Annotated in this window: 18 protein-coding genes; 12 read left to right on the top strand and 6 right to left on the bottom strand. The window is 53.8% G+C overall.

Features of this window, described 5'->3' with window-relative positions:
- The first annotated feature begins 379 nt into the window (after positions 1-379).
- Positions 380-1,195: a carbon-nitrogen hydrolase family protein gene (locus HFK74_RS07535; RefSeq protein ID WP_180202974.1), complete on the top strand. Its 816-nt coding sequence runs from the start codon at positions 380-382 to the stop codon at positions 1,193-1,195.
- Positions 1,196-1,305: 110 nt separating this feature from the next.
- Positions 1,306-2,631 carry an APC family permease gene (locus HFK74_RS07530; protein ID WP_180202973.1) on the top strand — a complete coding sequence of 442 codons (1,326 nt, stop codon included), beginning with the start codon at positions 1,306-1,308 and terminating at the stop codon, positions 2,629-2,631.
- Between the two features lie 438 nt (positions 2,632-3,069).
- Here the strand turns inward: HFK74_RS07530 and HFK74_RS07525 are convergent, their stop codons facing one another.
- The 3 genes from HFK74_RS07525 to HFK74_RS07515 all read right to left on the bottom strand — a co-directional run bounded on the left by HFK74_RS07525 (position 3,070) and on the right by HFK74_RS07515 (position 6,448).
- Complete coding sequence (locus HFK74_RS07525) at positions 3,070-3,708, bottom strand: aldolase (protein ID WP_180202972.1); 639 nt, start codon at positions 3,706-3,708, stop codon at positions 3,070-3,072.
- Positions 3,705-4,670, bottom strand: coding sequence for a GntR family transcriptional regulator (locus HFK74_RS07520; RefSeq protein WP_180202971.1), 966 nt, complete (start codon positions 4,668-4,670; stop codon positions 3,705-3,707). The genes HFK74_RS07525 and HFK74_RS07520 overlap by 4 nt, the downstream gene beginning before the upstream one ends.
- Before the next feature lie 155 nt (positions 4,671-4,825).
- Positions 4,826-6,448: a methyl-accepting chemotaxis protein gene (locus HFK74_RS07515; RefSeq protein WP_180203310.1), complete on the bottom strand. Its 1,623-nt coding sequence runs from the start codon at positions 6,446-6,448 to the stop codon at positions 4,826-4,828.
- A gap of 318 nt (positions 6,449-6,766) precedes the next feature.
- On the opposite strand from HFK74_RS07515, the gene pyk reads away from it, so the two are divergent.
- The 7 genes from pyk to HFK74_RS07480 all read left to right on the top strand — a co-directional run bounded on the left by pyk (position 6,767) and on the right by HFK74_RS07480 (position 14,604).
- Positions 6,767-8,215, top strand: coding sequence for a pyruvate kinase (pyk, locus tag HFK74_RS07510; protein WP_180202970.1), 1,449 nt, complete (start codon positions 6,767-6,769; stop codon positions 8,213-8,215).
- 14 nt (positions 8,216-8,229) lie between these two features.
- A complete protein-coding gene (locus tag HFK74_RS07505; RefSeq protein ID WP_180202969.1) occupies positions 8,230-8,400 on the top strand; it encodes a hypothetical protein in 171 nt (56 codons plus the stop codon).
- A complete protein-coding gene (eno, locus tag HFK74_RS07500; protein WP_180202968.1) occupies positions 8,393-9,694 on the top strand; it encodes a phosphopyruvate hydratase in 1,302 nt (433 codons plus the stop codon). The genes HFK74_RS07505 and eno overlap by 8 nt, the downstream gene beginning before the upstream one ends.
- 3 nt (positions 9,695-9,697) lie before the next feature.
- Positions 9,698-10,495, top strand: a complete 798-nt coding sequence (tpiA, locus tag HFK74_RS07495) for a triose-phosphate isomerase (RefSeq protein ID WP_180202967.1) — start codon at positions 9,698-9,700, stop codon at positions 10,493-10,495.
- Between the two features lie 76 nt (positions 10,496-10,571).
- Positions 10,572-12,197, top strand: a complete 1,626-nt coding sequence (locus tag HFK74_RS07490; RefSeq protein WP_180202966.1) for an NADP-dependent glyceraldehyde-3-phosphate dehydrogenase — start codon at positions 10,572-10,574, stop codon at positions 12,195-12,197.
- Between the two features lie 8 nt (positions 12,198-12,205).
- Positions 12,206-13,729 (top strand): 2,3-bisphosphoglycerate-independent phosphoglycerate mutase, encoded by a 1,524-nt coding sequence (gene gpmI / locus HFK74_RS07485; protein ID WP_180202965.1) that lies wholly within the window; start codon positions 12,206-12,208, stop codon positions 13,727-13,729.
- Positions 13,730-13,887: 158 nt separating this feature from the next.
- A complete protein-coding gene (locus tag HFK74_RS07480) occupies positions 13,888-14,604 on the top strand; it encodes a TerC family protein (RefSeq protein ID WP_180202964.1) in 717 nt (238 codons plus the stop codon).
- A gap of 96 nt (positions 14,605-14,700) precedes the next feature.
- Here the strand turns inward: HFK74_RS07480 and HFK74_RS07475 are convergent, their stop codons facing one another.
- The 3 genes from HFK74_RS07475 to HFK74_RS07465 are packed head-to-tail and all read right to left on the bottom strand — an operon-like array spanning position 14,701 to position 16,692.
- Positions 14,701-15,186 (bottom strand): MaoC family dehydratase, encoded by a 486-nt coding sequence (locus HFK74_RS07475; protein WP_180202963.1) that lies wholly within the window; start codon positions 15,184-15,186, stop codon positions 14,701-14,703.
- Positions 15,187-15,216: 30 nt separating this feature from the next.
- Positions 15,217-16,050: a 3-methyl-2-oxobutanoate hydroxymethyltransferase gene (gene panB, locus HFK74_RS07470; protein ID WP_180202962.1), complete on the bottom strand. Its 834-nt coding sequence runs from the start codon at positions 16,048-16,050 to the stop codon at positions 15,217-15,219.
- Between the two features lie 24 nt (positions 16,051-16,074).
- Positions 16,075-16,692, bottom strand: coding sequence for a LysE family translocator (locus tag HFK74_RS07465; protein ID WP_180202961.1), 618 nt, complete (start codon positions 16,690-16,692; stop codon positions 16,075-16,077).
- A 147-nt stretch (positions 16,693-16,839) separates the two neighbouring features.
- Between HFK74_RS07465 and HFK74_RS07460 the strand changes: the two genes are divergently transcribed.
- The 3 genes from HFK74_RS07460 to HFK74_RS07450 all read left to right on the top strand — a co-directional run bounded on the left by HFK74_RS07460 (position 16,840) and on the right by HFK74_RS07450 (position 18,503).
- Positions 16,840-17,292, top strand: a complete 453-nt coding sequence (locus HFK74_RS07460) for an Lrp/AsnC family transcriptional regulator (RefSeq protein WP_180203309.1) — start codon at positions 16,840-16,842, stop codon at positions 17,290-17,292.
- 290 nt (positions 17,293-17,582) lie between these two features.
- The gene (locus tag HFK74_RS07455; RefSeq protein WP_180202960.1) at positions 17,583-17,978 is read left to right on the top strand and encodes a hypothetical protein; all 396 of its coding nucleotides are present in this window, start codon (positions 17,583-17,585) and stop codon (positions 17,976-17,978) included.
- A gap of 39 nt (positions 17,979-18,017) precedes the next feature.
- Complete coding sequence (locus HFK74_RS07450; RefSeq protein WP_180202959.1) at positions 18,018-18,503, top strand: LysR substrate-binding domain-containing protein; 486 nt, start codon at positions 18,018-18,020, stop codon at positions 18,501-18,503.
- The last annotated feature ends 21 nt before the right edge of the window (positions 18,504-18,524 follow it).

Genomic DNA, 18,524 nt, shown 5'->3' with positions numbered 1-18,524 from the left:
GCCACCACACCGGTGTGCAAGCGCCTGTGGCTGCGAAGTAGAAGGGAGTAGGTACAGGCCGTCGAGGTATGTCCTGAAACCGATAGTCCGGCGTATCGTCTGCTTGGGGCATTCAGCAAGCACCAGAGGCGGTGCTCACTGCTGAACAGCATAGCCACTCAACTTTAGAACCGCATGGATTGGTCCAACATGCGCCCAGCCGGGTTCAAAGTTGGCTTGCCACGTTGCGTTTTTCACTTACCCAACCCAGAGATGGCAGGCGATGTTTTGCGACGTCATTGTCATAGACCTACCCCTATCGAGGTACCCCCACCGCGTAATTTTATGACCGGTTGTAGTTACGCATACTGGGTCACAAACACATAACAAGGAAAACCCCATGAAGGTCGAATTTGCCCAGTTGGCAGGCCGTGATAACGGTACAGCTCAGAACCTTGATCGAGCCCTGGCGGCGATTGCTGCGTGTGCCGTCGATACACAACTGATCGTGTTTCCGGAAACTTACCTGATGGGGTTCCCCACCGCTGATACAGTCGCGGACTACGCAGAACCGGTGGATGGTCCGGCTGTACAGGCCATTGTGCAGGCGGCTCAAGAGCGTTCTATCGCTGTGGTGATTGGCCTGGCCGAAAGCGATGGCGACCAGTTCTATAACACCACCTTACTGATCACCCCCGATGGCGTTGCTCTGCGCTACCGCAAGACCCATTTGTGGCCCTTGGAGAGCGAGATGTTCACCCCGGGTGATCGTTATGCCACGTGTCTGTGGAACGGCGTGCGGGTCGGCCTGCTGATCTGCTACGACATCGAGTTCCCGGAAACCGCCCGCGCCTTGGCGCAATTGGGCGCCGACTTGCTCATTGTCACCAACGGCAACATGGACCCTTACGGGCCGACTCACCGCACCGCAATCATGGCCCGAGCCCAGGAAAACCAGATGTTCGCGATGATGGTTAACCGGGTGGAGTTGGGCGAGGGCGGCCTGTTGTTTGCTGGCGGCAGCGCCCTAGTGGATCCGTTCGGCACGCTGCTGTTCGAAGCCGGGCGTGATGAGGGGCAATTCAGTGTCGAGCTGGATCTTGAGCAACTGTTGGCGGCCCGCAAGGATTACGTTTACCTGAAGGATCAGCGCATTAAATTGCCGGGTGAGGTGATCGAACACAACGACGGCACCCGCGAATTGATGATCCCGTAACCCTGACCACCGTTCCCACGCGGTGCGTGGGAACGATCAATAAAAACACATCTGCTTCGCTGATTTTCAGTTCTGCCATAAATCTAATAATTACACGCGGAGAACCGCTCATGGCTAGTTTGCAACGTACCCTGTCGTTAGGAGCGGTGGTGCTCTTCGGCATCGCCTATATGTCACCGATGATTGTCCTCGCTACTTTCGGCATCCTGGCGCAATCCACTGGCGGGATGGTGCCCGCCGCTTATCTGATGGCCCTACTGGCCATGTTGGCCACCGCCATGAGCTACGGGCACATGGCAGCGGCCTTCCCGGTGGCCGGCTCCGCGTACACCTATGTGCGCAAGACCATCAGCCACAAACTGGGTTTTATCGCCGGTTGGGCAGTGTTGCTGGACTACCTGTTCTTGCCAATGGCCATCTGGTTGATCGGTTCTGCGTACCTCAACTCGGCATTTCCTTCTGTGCCGCAGTGGGTCTGGATACTGGTGTTTACCGGCATCACCAGTGTCATCAACATCGTCGGCATCAAGCTGGCTAATGGCATCAACGCCTTGCTGATGCTGGTGCAAATGCTGGTGCTGATCATATTTATCGTGCTGTGTATCCACTACATCGGTGGAGATGCGAGCAAGCCTTTATGGACCATCACTCCATTCCTGAACGGCCAGATGCAAATACCGCTGATCATGAGTGGAGCGGCCATCGCCTGCTATTCGTTCCTGGGCTTCGACGCGGTCAGCACCCTCACCGAAGAAACCCGGGACCCGCGCCGTACCATCCCCCGGGCGATCATGCTTAGCACCCTGTTCGGCGGGCTGATCTTTGTCGGCGGCTCGTACTTTATGCAGGTCGCGCATCCCTCGGTTGAGTTCGCTAGCGTGGACTCCGCTGCGTATGAGATCGCGCTCAATATCGGTGGCGACGTGTTTGTCTCGATCTTCATGATGGGCATGATCGTTGCCCAGTTCGCCTCTGGTGTGTCGGCGCAGTCCAGTTGCTCGCGATTGCTCTACGCGATGGGCCGTGACGGGGTGTTGCCCAAGTCATTCTTCGGTACGTTGCATGTGCGCTTCGGCACTCCAGTCAACGGCATCCTGCTGTGCGCGGTGGTGGCCTTGTTAGCATTGAAACTCGATGTGGCCACCTCGACCTCGTTTATCAACTTTGGCGCCTTCCTTGCCTTCAGTCTGGTCAACCTTTCGGTGATCTTCCATTACTGGATCGCTGGCAAACAACGCGGTTTGCGTGCCGTGCTGCTGTTCCTTGTGTTCCCGGCAATCGGCTTGCTGGCGGACTTGTGGCTTATGGTCAGCCTTGATCAACGAGCCATTTACCTGGGCCTGAGCTGGCTGGTTATCGGTCTGGTGTATCTTGGCATCTTGACGCGCGGCTATTCGCAACAGCCACCGGAAATGGACTTCCAGGAAGCGGCCTAGAAATAAGCAGAGGGCCACATTACTGGGCTCAACAAGTTTTTATTTCCCTTGGCACAAGCAAAGCAAACAAAGGGTGAGAGGTTTTTTTCGCCTCAAAGCCGCTCCAGTTTATGGGGCGGCTTTTTTTTGGATTTGGTCAACGAACATCATTGAAGCGAAGATCGGCTCGATTTGGCGTTTCGGCAAAGTCGTCGAGCACCTTGGCGAAGTACATCGCGTTGCTGTGGAATCGCTCTATACAAAGGTAGAGTGAAAGTTTTCTGAGCGGTTGAATCCACACTTCCATTGCTTTCTGTGGTCACGGTCTGCAACCAACCCATGGCTGCCGGTCGCGGTTAATTAGCCGCTTCAGTAGTGAGCTGATTGGGCATTATGAGTAGCAAGGCGAACGACTAGTCATTTGCTTAATCGAACGCCTTGTCTTGGCCATCAGGAGGGTTACCACTTAACAGAGAAGACCTGTCGTAGATCTTCAATAGCCTCTTCACCCAGTGGCGCAGGTTTGGGATTGCTCATCATCCAGAGCTTTGCCGTTTCCTCAAGTTCCTCCAGCGCAAAGCTAGCTTTTGAGACAGAGCTTTCCCAAACAACAGGACCCAGGCGTTCCAACATGACGCCCCGAACGTTGGTGGCCAATTGCGCCACTTGCGCTGCCACATCGGGAGAGCCGGGACGCTGATAATCGATCAATGGGATATGGCCAACCTTCATGATTTGGTAAGGGGTCAATGGTGGAAGGATGTCGTCCTTGGCCCAGACCCCAGCGAGCGTTAAAGCTACGAGCGAGGTCGAATGAGTGTGAACAACTCCGTTGACTTCAGGGTTGCGGTCGTACACCTGGCGATGCAATTCCAGGGTCTTCGAAGGTTTGCTGCCCGAAACCCAAGTGCCGTCCTTGCTGACTTTTGCGATCTCTTCTGGCTTCAATCTTCCCAAGCAGGCGTCGGTGGGGGTGATCAGCCAGCCATCTTCCAGACGTGCGCTAATGTTGCCTGCGCTGCCCACGGTATAACCGCGCTCATAGAGGCTTTTTCCGACGATGCAAATTTCTTCACGTAGTTGTTCTTCGGTACTCAACTTGTGCTCTCCTGGAGAAGTGATGCGAGGCCAGTGCTGAGGCCAGAAATTGAAGGGGTGGTTTCGGCAGATTCTGATCGCAGTTTCAGGATCGGCGATTTGTGAGCAAAAGAGCCGCTCAAGTGCTGCTTCATCAAATGCGCGGCTTCCAGGTTATTGCCCTGTTCCACCAGCTCGATCATCCGAATGTGTTCGGCGCATTGTTTATAGAGGCGCTTGCGGTCGATCATCGAGCGGTACTCGATGAGCCGGCGCATGTTGTTCATCTGGACCAGAATCATGTGATAAAGCGGGTTGCCAGAGAGCTTGATGAACTCTTCGTGGAAGCGAATACCATTTTTTAGAAGGACATCTGCCGGCAGGTTATCGATGCCTCCATTGAGCATGTCCTGCTGCTCTTTTTTAAGACGTTGGAGCTTGGCCAAGTCGTGCAGGTAAGTCGGCTCCAGCAGTGCCGCGGGCTCGATCAGCGAGCGCACCTTGTAGATTTGTTCGAGGGTTTCCGGTGTCTTCGCCACATCGAGAAAACGCCAGCCGTAACCCGGTTTCGGTTCAGCCCACCCGACTTTGGCGGCGCGATTCAGAATGTCGATGACCTGGGCTTTGGTCAGGTCATAGCGAGTGCGCAGAAACTGCTCTGTCACTTCACTCGGGATTGCGTTGTTCAACCAGTCTTCCGAGAGTCGGTAGTATTCATCCGGCTCTTCAAGAGGAAGGACCTCGTCTTGGATCTGCGAAGGATCCTGCACTGATTCCAGTACGAAGAACCCGCGATTGGGCAGCTGCTCAAGCACAGTTTGTTCCGAGAGCAATACCAATGCTTCGCGCGCCGGAGAGCGAGAGACGTTGAATTCGTCGGCGACTTTTTGTGCGCTCAAGTGAGCGCCCAGTGATAGCTTACCTGTCTGGATTTTCTGCCGGATCTCGGCAGCGATTCGTTGTACGAGGGCGCTTGAGGCCATATCTGTGATCACTTACGAAATGGGGTGGCGACAAATACAAACCGATTTAACCGGAATGTGAGATCAAATGAGGCATACCTCAATTCGATCAGGTTTTGTCGCGCCTGACTACTTTTTAACGTGCCATTATGCAAAAAATTGCATTGTCGATATCGCTACATCTTGAAGTGTTGCACCATCGAATTCAGCTCAAGGGCCAGCAAACCAAGGGATTGAGACGCACTGGTGGTTTGTTGCGAGCCTGTCGCTGATTGAACAGACAGGTCTCGGATGTTGAGCAAGTTCTGGTCGACCGAGCGTGCCACATGGGCTTGTTCCTCAGTCGCCGTGGTGATCATCAAGTTTCGTTGGTTGATGTCGTCGTTGGCGGCCACGATTTCTGCCAATGCGCTTTGGGTGGACTGGGCTAGGGAGAGTGTGAGGCGGGTGTTTTCACTGCTGCTGAGCATGGTCGACACGGCAGTATCCGTGCCGTTCTGAATCCCGCTGATCATGTCTTCAATTTCTCGTGTGGACTGCGCGGTACGGTGAGCTAGCGCGCGGACTTCATCGGCGACCACAGCAAAGCCCCGCCCCGCATCACCCGCCCGCGCAGCTTCAATGGCAGCGTTCAGCGCCAACAAATTGGTTTGCTCGGCTATCGTGCGAATCACGTCCAAAACCTTACCGATGCCTTGTGCCTGATCGGCCAGACCTTCCACTTGTTTTGAACTGAGTTGCACGTCTCGGGTGAGTGTTTCGATTGCACCGAGGGTTTCCACCATGCGCTGTTGACCACGAAGAGCAATGTCCCGGGAAGCCAGCGACAACTCTGAAGTAGACAGCGCATTACGCGCCACTTCCTCAATGGCAGCTGTCATCTCATTGACCGCCGTGGCTGCCTGTTCAATCTCCGCATGTTGCTGGTGAATGTCCTGGCCTGACGCCTCTGTAACCGTATTTAGTTGAGCGGTAGCGGAGGTCAGTTGCTTCGACGAACCGGAGATTTGGCTCAGGGTTTTGATCAGGTTGTTCTGCATCGTCGACAGGGATTCGAGCAGGCGAGTGGCTTCATCATTACCGGTCGGTTCGATGGGCTTACTCAAATCACCTTCGGCAATTGTTCTCGCCGCTCTTACGGCTTCATTCAGCGGTGCAGTGATGCTGCGGGTCAGTAACCACGCCACCAGGATTGTGCCGATACCAACCAAAATGATGACCAGTACCACTCCTCTGACAGCGCGTTGATAGGCATCGATTGATTGATTACCTGCGGCTTCTGCCCCTTGGTTCGAGCGATCACTCAGGTCATCAAAGTTTTTGGTCATCTGATCGTACGAGTCTCTGATGGTCATCAAAAACTCCCTTGCACCGGTCTTATCGCCATGCCGAGATAGCTTGAGTAATTCGAGGTGATTTTTTGCATACACCTCTAGGCTGGCGTTGAACGCGCTCAAACGGCCTTTGTCTTCATCGCTGGTCAGCAACTGAGCATAGGTTTGCATTTGCTCCCGGACTTGCTGCAACCGCCCGGCAGTTTTGTCCTCGTAGGACTGCATGTCTTTTTCGCTGACCGAAAGAATGTGCTGCATCGATCCCATCCGATAACGATTCAGCGCGGTATTAGCGGCACCCAACGCACGGACTCGCTGGAGCCAGTTGTCCTTGATTTGGATCGATTGATCTTGAACCTCGTCAATCTGCCGTAACGCGAATACCCCTAAAGCAATGCTCAGCGCGGCAATGATGAAGAACCCGAGAACCATTCGACTGGCGATTGAGAGGTGTCTTGGCAGCATGAGCATTTTCCCTTCGGCAGAGTAGTGCGATCCGGGTCTTGGCCGGATGCGTGTATTTGTGCTGACTAAAATAGCATTGCATTTTGGTGTGTCAATGTGCCAATATTTTTTGGACGATTTTTCGAGACGGCTCACCTCAATGATTTGTGATCAAGGCAGAAACGCTGAGATTTAAAGGATTTAATCGAGCCGAGGTTGTTAGGGGTACCAATTGGATTGCTTTGCTCTGATTGGTTATTTGCACGCTAATAGCCATAAGCAGAATCAAGATTTTCCTTTGCATTCAATAATAAAACCCTGTTCGAGGAAGCATCTGTCATGCAGCGCAGAACCAAGATCGTGGCCACATTAGGGCCAGCAACAGAATCATTCGAAGCCATCGAGGGATTGGTGAAAGCTGGCGTCGATGTCGTGCGTCTGAATTTTTCCCACGGCAAGGCTGAGGATCACATTGCTCGTGCCAGATTAGTCCGTGAGTTGGCTACCAAACACGGTCGCTTCGTGGCGGTACTGGCGGATTTGCAAGGTCCGAAAATTCGAATTGCACGTTTTGCGGAAGGAAAAGTGATCCTCGATAAGGGTCAACAGTTCGTTCTCGACGCTTCCCTGGACAAGAATGCAGGGGACAAGCAGCGAGTCGGAATTGACTACGAAGCGCTGATTACCGATAGCCGTCCAGACGACATACTGCTGCTCGATGATGGACGAATTGAGCTTAAGGTCTTGAAGGTCGAGGCCACGCAACTGATCTGCGAAGTTCTGGTCAGCGGGCCGCTGTCGAACAACAAAGGGATCAACCGCAAAGGCGGAGGGTTGTCTGCATCGGCGCTGACCGAAAAGGACTTCGCCGATATCAAGACTGCCGCAGAAATGCAGGTGGATTATTTGGCTGTGTCGTTCCCGCGAGATGCCTCTGATATGGAGCTGGCTCGTCGGCTGCTGCATGAAGCAGGAGGGCAGGCAGGTCTGATCGCCAAGATTGAGCGCGCAGAAACCGTCAATGATCTAAGTATTCTGGATGCGATCATTGAGGCGTCGGAAGGTGTAATGGTCGCTCGTGGCGATCTCGGTGTTGAGATTGGCGACGCAGAATTGGTTGCCGTGCAAAAGCTGATTATCGACCGTGCTCGCACACTCAATCGCGTGGTAATCACTGCGACGCAGATGATGGAGTCGATGATCACTCAATCGATGCCGACGCGCGCTGAAGTATTCGACGTCGCCAATGCGGTGCTTGATGGCACCGATGCAGTAATGCTTTCAGCTGAAACCGCAGCCGGCGCCTATCCGATTGAGACGGTTGAGGCAATGCACCGGATTATCATCGGCGCCGAAAAGCACCCTCAGTCCCATCGTTCCAAGCATCGCGTTGATCAAGTGTTCCACAAGATCGATGAGTCCATCGCCATGTCGGCAATGTATGCAGCGAACCATCTGCATGGCGTGAAAGCCATTATCTGCATGACGGAAAGCGGCGATACACCTCGTTTGATGTCGCGCATACGTTCACACCTTCCAATTTTCGCATTCTCTCGCAACCTGGCTACTCAGAATCGGGTCACGCTTTTTCGAGGTGTCACCACCATTCCATTCGACAGCGATGATTTCGCCCCAGAGTTGGTGAACGAGAAGGCGGTTGCGGAACTGACCCAACGGGGCGTGGTGAAGGCTGGTGATCACGTTCTGATCACCAAAGGCGACTACGCCAACGCCCAAGGCGGCACTAACTCCCTTCGAGTCGTGTGTGTCGGTGAAGCCATTCGCTGAGTGAGGAAGCACTGATGAGTGAGATCAATTCAGCAGACCAGGGCGCGACACATCGCCTTGAAAGTGAATCGTGGCCAAGAGATTTCGATTTTCGTGAGCAGTACGCGGAGCAGCAGGAATTACTCAAGCCGCAGAGCGATGACACGTTAGCTCCGAACCATCCGAAGGGGGAAAAACATGCTTAACAAGAACAGCCAAATTCAACAAGTCAGTGCTCGGGAAATCCTAGACTCGCGAGGAAACCCGACTGTTGAAGCTGTGGTAACTCTCGCGAATGGAGTGACTGCTACCGCTAGCGTCCCCTCCGGTGCCTCAACTGGTTCACGTGAAGCACTTGAGTTGCGAGACAACGCATCGCGCTACATGGGCAAAGGTGTCATGCGGGCGGTCGAGAATGTAAACAACCCGATTCGCGAATGCTTGATCGGACTGGATGCATTGAATCAGCGCGAAATCGACAATGTCATGATCGCGCTAGATGGCACCGAGAGTAAGAGCATTCTGGGCGCTAACGCGATTCTTGCCGTTTCGCTGGCGACAGCTAAGGCGGCTGCCAAGGTTCAGAACATTCCCTTGTACGAACACTTGGCTGCGCTATACGGCTCGCCGGGTAAATTCAGCATGCCGGTTCCGATGATGAACATCATCAACGGTGGTGAGCACGCCGATAACAACATCGACATCCAGGAGTTCATGATTCAGCCAGTCGGAGCATCGTCGTTCCGGGAAGGGCTTCGCATGGGCGCCGAGGTGTTCCATTCCTTGAAGAAAGTTTTGTCGGAACGTGGCCTGAGTACTGCGGTGGGGGATGAGGGTGGTTTCGCTCCGTCACTGGCCTCCAACGAAGAAGCACTGGTTGTTATCAAGGAGGCAGTGAGTAGAGCGGGTTACGAACTGGGCAAAGACATTACCCTGGCACTCGATTGTGCGGCCTCGGAATTTTACGAGGGCGGTCAATATGTGCTTGCCGGTGAAGATCAGGCATTCAACTCGGCAGGCTTCGCCGAATACCTGGCGATGCTCTGTGACAAATACCCGATTATTTCTATTGAAGATGGGATGGACGAAAGCGATTGGGACGGCTGGGCAGGCCTGACTAAAAAGCTTGGTCATGTGCAATTGGTGGGTGACGACCTGTTCGTGACCAACACCAAAATACTGCGCGAAGGAATTCAGAAAGGGATCGGTAACTCGATTCTGATCAAGTTCAACCAGATCGGAACACTCAGCGAGACGCTGGACGCCATCCGCATGGCGCAGGATGCCGGTTATACCGCAGTGATTTCCCATCGTTCGGGTGAGACCGAGGACACCACAATTGCCGACCTCGCCGTCGCCACTTGCGCGGGTCAGATCAAAACAGGATCTCTGAGCCGCTCGGATCGTGTGGGTAAATACAACCGTTTGTTGCGCATTGAAGAGGCCTTGCAGGAGCGAGCGCCTTACAACACGGCCGCGCTTCTGAACAGGAAAGCCTGAATCATGCAGACCTCTTCGAACAAACAAAAATTGGTGATCGGCAATTGGAAAATGAACGGTAGTAGCGCTGCCAATGCGTCATTGCTGCGTAGCGTACTTCCTGTGATTTCACGCTTTGAAGGTGTCGAAATTGCAATTTGCCCGCCGTTTCCCTACCTGACCACCGTGGCTGATCTACTTGATGATTCAGACGTTTCGCTAGGCGCTCAGAATCTTAGCTCCCAGCTTTCAGGCGCTCATACTGGTGAGGTCAGTGCTTCGATGCTCCATGACATCGGCTGCCGCTTCGTGTTGGTCGGACATTCGGAGCGCCGCGCACTTTATTCAGAGGACGATGACCTTGTGGCAAAGAAATTTGCTACGGCGCTTCGTGCTGGGCTCATTCCGGTTTTGTGTGTCGGCGAAACACTCGCTCAGCGTCAGTGCGGCGAAACGGAAGGGATCGTCACTAGTCAGCTGAGTGCGGTACTGAAGGCTGTTGGCATTCAGAATTTGGCTAAAGGCGTTATTGCCTACGAGCCTGTCTGGGCCATAGGTACTGGCGAAACTGCGACGCCAGAGCAGGCGCAAGCAGTGCACCGACACATTCGGCAGTGGTTGGCTAACGAGGACCGCGCAGCCGCCGCTGATTGCCGGATTTTGTACGGTGGAAGTGTGAAGGCCGACAACGCAGAACAACTGTTCAAACAACCCGATATTGATGGCGGCTTGATAGGCGGAGCCTCTCTGGACTCGATGTCTTTCGCCGCCATTTGCTGGGCGGCTCAGGCCAATCCCACACCAGAATCTATTGCGGTCTGAATTCTTTTCAATGTGTAGGTGCTGCCTCCTTCATTTCTTTAGGGCAGTGCCAAGTGCAGGCACAGAGGTATAAAAAATGTCTTTAAACAATCGACTTGAAGCACTGTTTCCGAGCGCTGACGAAATCCCTGCCGCTTTCCGTCCAGGACCGGCTATCGAACAGCGCGACTATCTCGTCAATGGTGAGTTGCTGTTGTGGGACGGTCCATTAGCTCCGGTTCGTAGCCCTGTGTGCCTGAAGAAAGAGTCGGGACACGAGTCCGTCATTTTGGGTAGTACACCGCTTCTGGATGCACAGACTGCCATGACCGCACTGGATGCTGCGGTACAGGCATATGATCGTGGTCAAGGCGTTTGGCCGACCATGCGTGTGGTTGAGCGTATTCGCCACGTCGAGGCTTTCCTCAAGCGTATGCGCGAACAACGCGAAGCCGTGGTGAAGTTGTTGATGTGGGAAATCGGCAAAAACCTGAAGGACTCAGAGAAAGAGTTCGACCGTACTTGCGATTACATCGTTGACACCATCAATGCGCTCAAGGAACTGGATCGTCGCTCCAGTCGTTTCGAGCTTGAGCAAGACACGTTGGGACAAATCCGCCGCGTTCCTTTGGGCGTGACGCTGTGCATGGGGCCTTATAACTATCCCCTGAACGAGACGTTCACTACGTTGATCCCGGCTTTGATCATGGGCAACACCGTCGTGTTCAAACCCGCAAAGTTCGGTGTGTTGCTGATCCGGCCTTTGCTTGAAGCATTCCGCGACAGCTTCCCGGCTGGGGTCATCAACATCATCTACGGTAGCGGCCGAGAAACCGTCAGTGCTTTGATGGCCAGCGGTAAGATCGATGTCTTCGCTTTCATCGGTACCAACAAGGCTGCAAGTGATCTCAAGAAACTGCATCCGAAGCCGCACCGCCTGCGTGCCGCGCTCGGGCTAGATGCGAAAAACCCAGGAATCGTCCTGCCTGAGGTCGATTTGGATAATGCAGTCGCGGAGGCTGTGACCGGGTCGCTTTCGTTCAATGGTCAGCGTTGTACCGCACTAAAAATCCTGTTCGTTCATGAAAACGTCGTGGACGCTTTCCTGGATAAATTTCAGTCGAAGCTTGCCCAACTGAAGCCGGGCATGCCTTGGGAAGCAGGTGTGGCATTAACTCCACTGCCGGAGCCTGGCAAGACTGATTTTCTCACTGGTCTGGTAAACGATGCCGTGAGTAAAGGTGCCAAAGTAGTCAATGCTGGTGGCGGTGAGGTCTGCGAAACATTTTTCTACCCTGCCTTGCTGTACCCAGTGACTTCCGACATGCGGGTGTACCACGAAGAGCAATTCGGGCCTGTAGTGCCGGTGGTGGCTTATCGTGATCTGGAGACAGTCATCAACTATGTCCTTGACTCAGATTTCGGCCAGCAGCTGAGTATCTTCGGCAACAACTCGGCGCAGGTTGGACGCCTAGTAGATGCGTTCGCAAACCAGGTGGGGCGTATCAACATCAACGCACAATGCCAGCGTGGGCCGGACAGCTTTCCATTCAACGGGCGTAAAAACTCAGCCGAAGGGACGCTGTCCGTCGACGATGCCTTGCGGGTGTTCTCCATCCGAACGTTGGTCGCCACTAAGTTCCAGGAGAACAACAAAGAGCTGGTCAGCGACATCATCCGAAATCGTGAGTCGAGTTTCTTGACCACTGATTACATCTTCTAGGGGGAGTGATGACTACGCGCTCTTTGATTATTCTCGACGGTGTCGGCATTCGTCAGGCAACTGACTCGAACGCTTTTGCAGCGGCCAAAAAGCCAACATTTGATGCGCTGCTTGAGCGCTATCCGAACAGCCAGATCGAAACATCAGGTCTTGCAGTAGGCCTACCTCAGGGGCAGATGGGGAATTCCGAAGTAGGCCATATGAACCTGGGAGCAGGTCGGGTGGTGTACCAGAGCCTGACCCGGATTGATAAAGCGCTCGCGGATGGAGAGTTCTCTAGCAACCCACCGTTGCTGGAATTGCTCCAGGGAGTAAAGGCGCGCGATGGTGCTGTGCACGTCTTGGGCTTGCTGTCCCCTGGCGGTGTTCATGGCCATATCGATCAGATTGTCGCGGCATGCGGTTGCCTCGTTGAGCAGGGTGTCGAAAAAATCTATGTGCATGGATTTCTAGATGGCCGAGACACTCCGCCTAAGAGCGCGCAGACATCGCTGGATGCATTGGAGAGTGAGTTCGCTCGCTTGGGCGCGGGACGGATTGTCTCGTTGGTCGGTCGTTACTATGCAATGGATCGCGATAACCGCTGGCCGCGGATCGAAACCGCTTACCGCCTGATTGTTTCGGCGAATGCTGAACATCAAGTGGCAACCGCTACTGAAGCTTTGTCAGCGGCCTACGAACGTGGTGAATCGGATGAGTTCGTCAAGCCGACAACGATTGGGCAACCTGTCAGTGTCGGCCCCGATGACGCGATGATATTCATGAACTTTCGACCTGATCGAGCACGCGAATTGACCCAAGCCTTGATCAAGCCCGAATTCGAAGGGTTTGAACGACCTTTTGTTTTGCCAAAGGACCGGCTGCTGACATTGACCCGGTATTCCGAAGAGCTGGACTGCCCATGCGCATTCGCTCCGGAGGCGATCAGCAACAGCTTGGGGGAACACTTGGCCATTCTTGGGAAGACGCAATTGCGCATTGCTGAAACCGAGAAGTACGCCCATGTGACGTTCTTTTTCAACGGCGGTAGAGAGCAGCCTTTTGAGGGGGAGGAGCGAATCTTGATTCCTTCTCCTGACGTTGCTTCCTACGATCTTCAGCCTGAGATGAGCGCTCCCCTGTTGACGGACAAGTTGGTCAACGCTATCGCTGGCGGCGCATTCGATCTGATCGTTTGCAACTATGCCAACGGCGATATGGTGGGTCATACCGGCTCCTTTGATGCTGCCGTAAAAGCGGTTGAGGTGCTCGATGAGTGTCTGCGTCGGGTGGTGGAGGCAACCCTCGCCGCCGGCGGTGAATGCCTGATTACAGCTGACCACGGCAATGTCGAACAAATGCTCGACACCGAGTCTGGCCAAGCACACACAGCTCATACCTTGAATCCCGTTCCGCTGATTCTGGTCAGTGAACAACCTGGCCGAGAGGGACTGAAGAATGGCCGGTTGTGCGATATCGCTCCTACCTTGTTGCAGATGCTGAGCTTGCCGATTCCGTCTGAGATGGATGGCAACTCACTTCTTACCGTCTGATTGGCTTACAGGTGCCATCAGTGCATCGCCGCACCGACGATTGGTTTGGTCGCCCCCGTCGAGGCGATGTGGCTTAACACGACTCGCTCATTTGAGCATGCGGGCATTGCCAGTTTTGGTAGTGCCTTTTTTTCTGGGCAATCGAGAGTTATGAAGTTATGGAATGGTTTCTCAATCCGGAAATCTGGATCGCGTTTTTTACCCTGACAGTGTTGGAAATTGTTTTGGGTATCGACAACATCATCATGATTTCAATTCTGGTCAGCCGCATGCCGAAAGCAATGCAGCCGAAAACACGTTTTTTTGGCTTGGCCCTGGCCATGGTCACTCGCATTCTTTTACTACTTTCCATCACCTGGATCATGCGTCTGACTGCTGATCTCTTTCATGTCTTCGATCAAGGGGTATCCGGCCGTGACCTGATTCTCTTCTTTGGTGGATTATTTCTGTTGTGGAAAAGCAGCAGCGAAATTTTCCAAGAACTCGAAGGTGGGGAAGAAGGGGAGTCCGAGTTTGGTAAAAAGGGTGCTGGCTTTCTGAGCACCATCATTCAGATCGCGATCATCGATATCGTCTTTTCTCTGGACTCGGTCATCACTGCGGTAGGTATGGTTTCCCACGTGCCAGTGATGGTCGCGGCCATTGTCGTCGCCGTGCTGATCATGATGCTGGCAGCTGGCGCGATCAGCGCGTTTATCGATAAGCATCCTAGTTTGAAAATGCTTGCGTTGGCGTTTTTGATTGTTGTTGGTTTCGTACTCATCGCAGATGCAATGGGGCAGCATGTGCCCAAAGGTTATGTTTACTTTGCCATGGCTTTTTCGCTTGCGGTGGAGGCTTTGAACATTCGCTTCAGAACGCTTAAACCTGCATAAATACGCGACAACAGGGCATGGACGCCTACTTCAGCAAGCCTTGTCTGCGATAGAAATCGGACAGCGAGGGCAATAGCTATCGCTATTTCCAAGCCATCAATTCATGGGGTTGGCGGCACCGTTGGTAGGATCCCCTTCAGAAAGCATTTTCTTGAGACATTCACGCTCTTCAATTCCAGGTAACAGACCAGAAGTCGTTGCCTCCATCACAGTCATTCCTTCTGCATTCGTTATGCGGACTTCTGCTTTTGCGTGGCCGCGATCATCGATGTCAGCGATGAGCCAGTTGCAGGTGATCTGGTCTCCCGCGTAAACCGGTCGTTTGAACACGAAACTCATTCCGGTTGCCAGCCACCCGATTTGCCCGCCTATTTCGGTGAGGAGACTGGCTGTCAGAAGTCCATGGGCAATGGGCGCCTTGAAACTGCGAAGCTTCGCGTAGCGTTCATCGAAGTGGATTGGATTGTAGTCTCTCGAAATCTGCGCGAATTGACGAATATCATCATCCGAAAAAAAGCGGACTATCGCGAACCTGTCTCCGACCTGGAGGCCTTCGACAGCACGTTCTCTTAGACTTTTCATGACGACACCTTGGATGATGCAGGTAGACGGTTAAAAGGTATGTTCGGGACCTGGAAATGTTCCCGCATTCACCTCAATTGCAAAGTCCTTTGCTGCTGTGTGAAGCACTGAACGGAGATCGGCGTACTGTTTAACGAACCGTGGCATGCGCCCGCTACGCAAGCCCACCATGTCCTGCCACACCAGCACCTGAGCATCGCATTGGTTGCCTGCGCCAATCCCGACCGTAGGAATTGAAACTGCTTCAGTGATCGCTCGACCCACATCTCCCGGTACCATCTCAATCAAAATAGCGAATGCGCCCGCTGCTTCAAATTCCTTGGCAACGTCTATCAGACGCTGTGCATCTTCGCCCCGGCCCTGAACGCGGTAGCCACCCAGTTGATGTTCCATCTGAGGTGTGAAACCAATGTGCGCCATGACGGGTATGCCTGAGCTAACAAGCTTCTCGACCTGAGGCAGCATTTCGATGCCCCCTTCGAGTTTGACCGCATGCGCACCGGCCTCTTTCATGAAGCGCACTGCCGTGTGGAAGCATTGCTCCGCAGATGCCCGATAAGAGCCGAAAGGGAGGTCGGCAATCACCAGTGCCCGCCGTGTCGAGCGGCTGACGGCGCGAACCAGAGGAATCAGTTCGTCTACGGTGACGGATAGCGTTGAGTCATTGCCGTAGACATTGTTGGAGGCGGAGTCGCCCACCAGTAGGACGGGGATTCCTGCCTCTTCGAAAATTGCGGCGGTGTACATGTCATACGCAGTGAGCATCGCCCATTTTTGACCTTCAATTTTCATCTGCTTCAGATGCGGAATTCGGACTCTTGTCGTCGGTTCGGCGTTGCCATAGGGGGAGGGCTGATCGCTCATGTGGTTCTCTCGCTGAAAAATGAATTAACCGAGCATCTGCTCGCTGAGCAAAACGACGGCGATGATGATCATGGCCGCTCCGGAGATACGGCTGACGAATCGAGCCGCGGCGGGACGTGCTTGCAGTACGGCCTGAGAGCCAAATCCGACCAGCAGATAGATCACGCCGCAACTGACGGTATGGACAAGCCCCAATGCAAGCATCTGCGTCGACACAGGCCAGTCATCGGCAGCGTTGGTGAATTGAGGCAGTAGCGCCAGGAACAGTAGAAACACCTTCGGATTGAGACCGCTCACGCAAAGCCCTTTGAACGCCCAGTGCTTCCATGAGCCCGATGCCTGAATGTCATCTGCGTGGGGTGTAGCGGGGCAGGCAAGCATGTTGATGCCCAACCACAGTAGATAACCTGCACCAGTAACGGTAAGTGTCGACAAGGCAACAGGGTGGTTCGCCACCAGCGTGCCGACGCCACCGGCAACAATCATCGTTGCGATCAAGTGACCGGACAATAGCCCGCCCACGGCGGGTATAACCACCCGGCCCCGCAACCCAGCCGAAATGGCGTACGCCCAATCAGCGCCCGGTGTGATGACGAACAAAATCGACACGGCCCAGAAGGCCAAGAGAATGCTTAAGGACATGGCGCTTGCCATTCCCGCAGATGACAAACAGCGTTCTGCATCGTGCCGCTCCAGTAAGTATTGGTACGAGGAAGAATAAGTAAATCTTGTTAGAATTAGTTTTCAAAAATAGTTATGAAGCTGTTTGGAAATGGGAGATTCTTCTACGTGGATAGGATTGATCGCAAGATTCTTTCTGAATTGCAAAAGGATGGTCGCCTATCTGTCACGGAGCTTGCCGAACGCGTGGGGCTGAGCCTTTCCCCTTGTCATCGACGGGTACGTGCATTGGAAGAGTCGGGTGTCTTGCTCGGCTACCGGGCACAACTGGACCCGTGTGCATTGGGTCTCAACTTCTCTGCCATGGTATTTGCCACGTTGCGTGAGGGGGGCAGGCAGGCTGTCGAAGCATTTGAGTCGGCGCTCATTGATATCCCGCAAGTGGTCGATGCCCAGCGGTTATTTGGCGAGCCGGACTACCTGCTGCACGTCATCACCCAGGATCTGCCGGCCTTTCAAAGGCTCTACGATGAGAGCCTTTCGGCATTGCCTAATGTTCAACGATTGACCTCAACGCTTGTTATGAAGCGTGTCGTACAGGATCGACCTCTGCCGCTGTAGCATGAAATGCGGTTGAAGAAATCTGCGACCTTAATCTGCCGAAGGTCCGCTTTTGGCCGTTTGTTGCCTGTCGCGACCGGCTGAAAACGGCCGTTTTCTGCCTGACAAGGACGCTGAGCGACCCATATCAACAATTTGATAACTCCAGAAAGTTACGAGTATATTCATGGCTGAATAAAAGCCGCCCAGCGAGCGCCAACCATTCGGCGTTTGCATCGACCTGTCACACCAGTGCTGTCTAAGCTCTGATTTACCGGAAATTACTCCGGGTAATTCAAGGAAGGTGTGGCATGACATTATTGAAGTTCTGCACGTCCATTTTGTTGCTTACTCTGGCAGGTTGCTCGACCAGCGGCTCTTACCAACCGCCACCAGTGCCTGCGTCCGCAGTGACGCTCAATGATGAGCAAATCCACGGCACCATGATGGGCAAGAAGTTGTACGGAACCACTCGGGAAGGCAGTCATCCGTATTCGATCAGCTTTTTTCCTGATGGAACAGACGTGTTCGAGATGGCGCCAAACCCACCGGAAAAAGAACGCTGGACGCTCAGCAAGGGTGTTGTTTGCGTCATACCGAAAGACTACCCCAAGGAATGCAGCGAGGTGAAGGTGGCTAATAATGAGTACTGGTTTGTCGACCCGAAAAGTGGGAAAGTCAATGCCCACTTGAAGCTCAAGCCATGATCTGCGGTTCGTGTCGGGTCGGTGCATGCCAGTCATTTCATGGACGAGCAATGCCCCGACTTCGCCGAAGGACCGCTCAATCCGCACGGCGTCGAAATGCTGTCTGTGGACATGGATGCGGCTGCTGTGATGATGCCCAGCAACCACCCCATGGCCAAGCTGGAGATCGTGGCGCCAAGCGATTTTGAAGGGCAGCGATTTGTCGCGCCGCGTCCAGTGTCAATTTTTTCTTCCGGGGTGCAGATTGCCCTGGCTCAAGTCCCTCGAGTCACTCAGCTGGAGACGAGTTTGTCTTATACCGCTTGCGCACTCGTTGCCCAAGGGCTCGGCGTGAGTATCGTTGATCCACCCACAGCGTTTGATTTTGTGGGGAAGGGACTCGAAATGCGCCCGCTCTCGGTGAAGGTTGATACTGGCTTCCTTGTCATCCGTTCCAGCAAAAGCTCTCAGCAGGCGTTAACAGAGGAGTTTTCTAATCAGTTCCTGGCGTTCTACAAAAATGGCTGGATGGACCTACCTGTTTGAATCGCCCCGGATTCTCTAGAC

Origin of the sequence: Pseudomonas sp. SbOxS1 (assembly GCF_013416725.1) — a bacterium.
Taxonomy (GTDB): Bacteria; Pseudomonadota; Gammaproteobacteria; order Pseudomonadales; family Pseudomonadaceae; genus Aquipseudomonas.
This window is presented reverse-complemented; position numbering and strand designations above follow the sequence as displayed.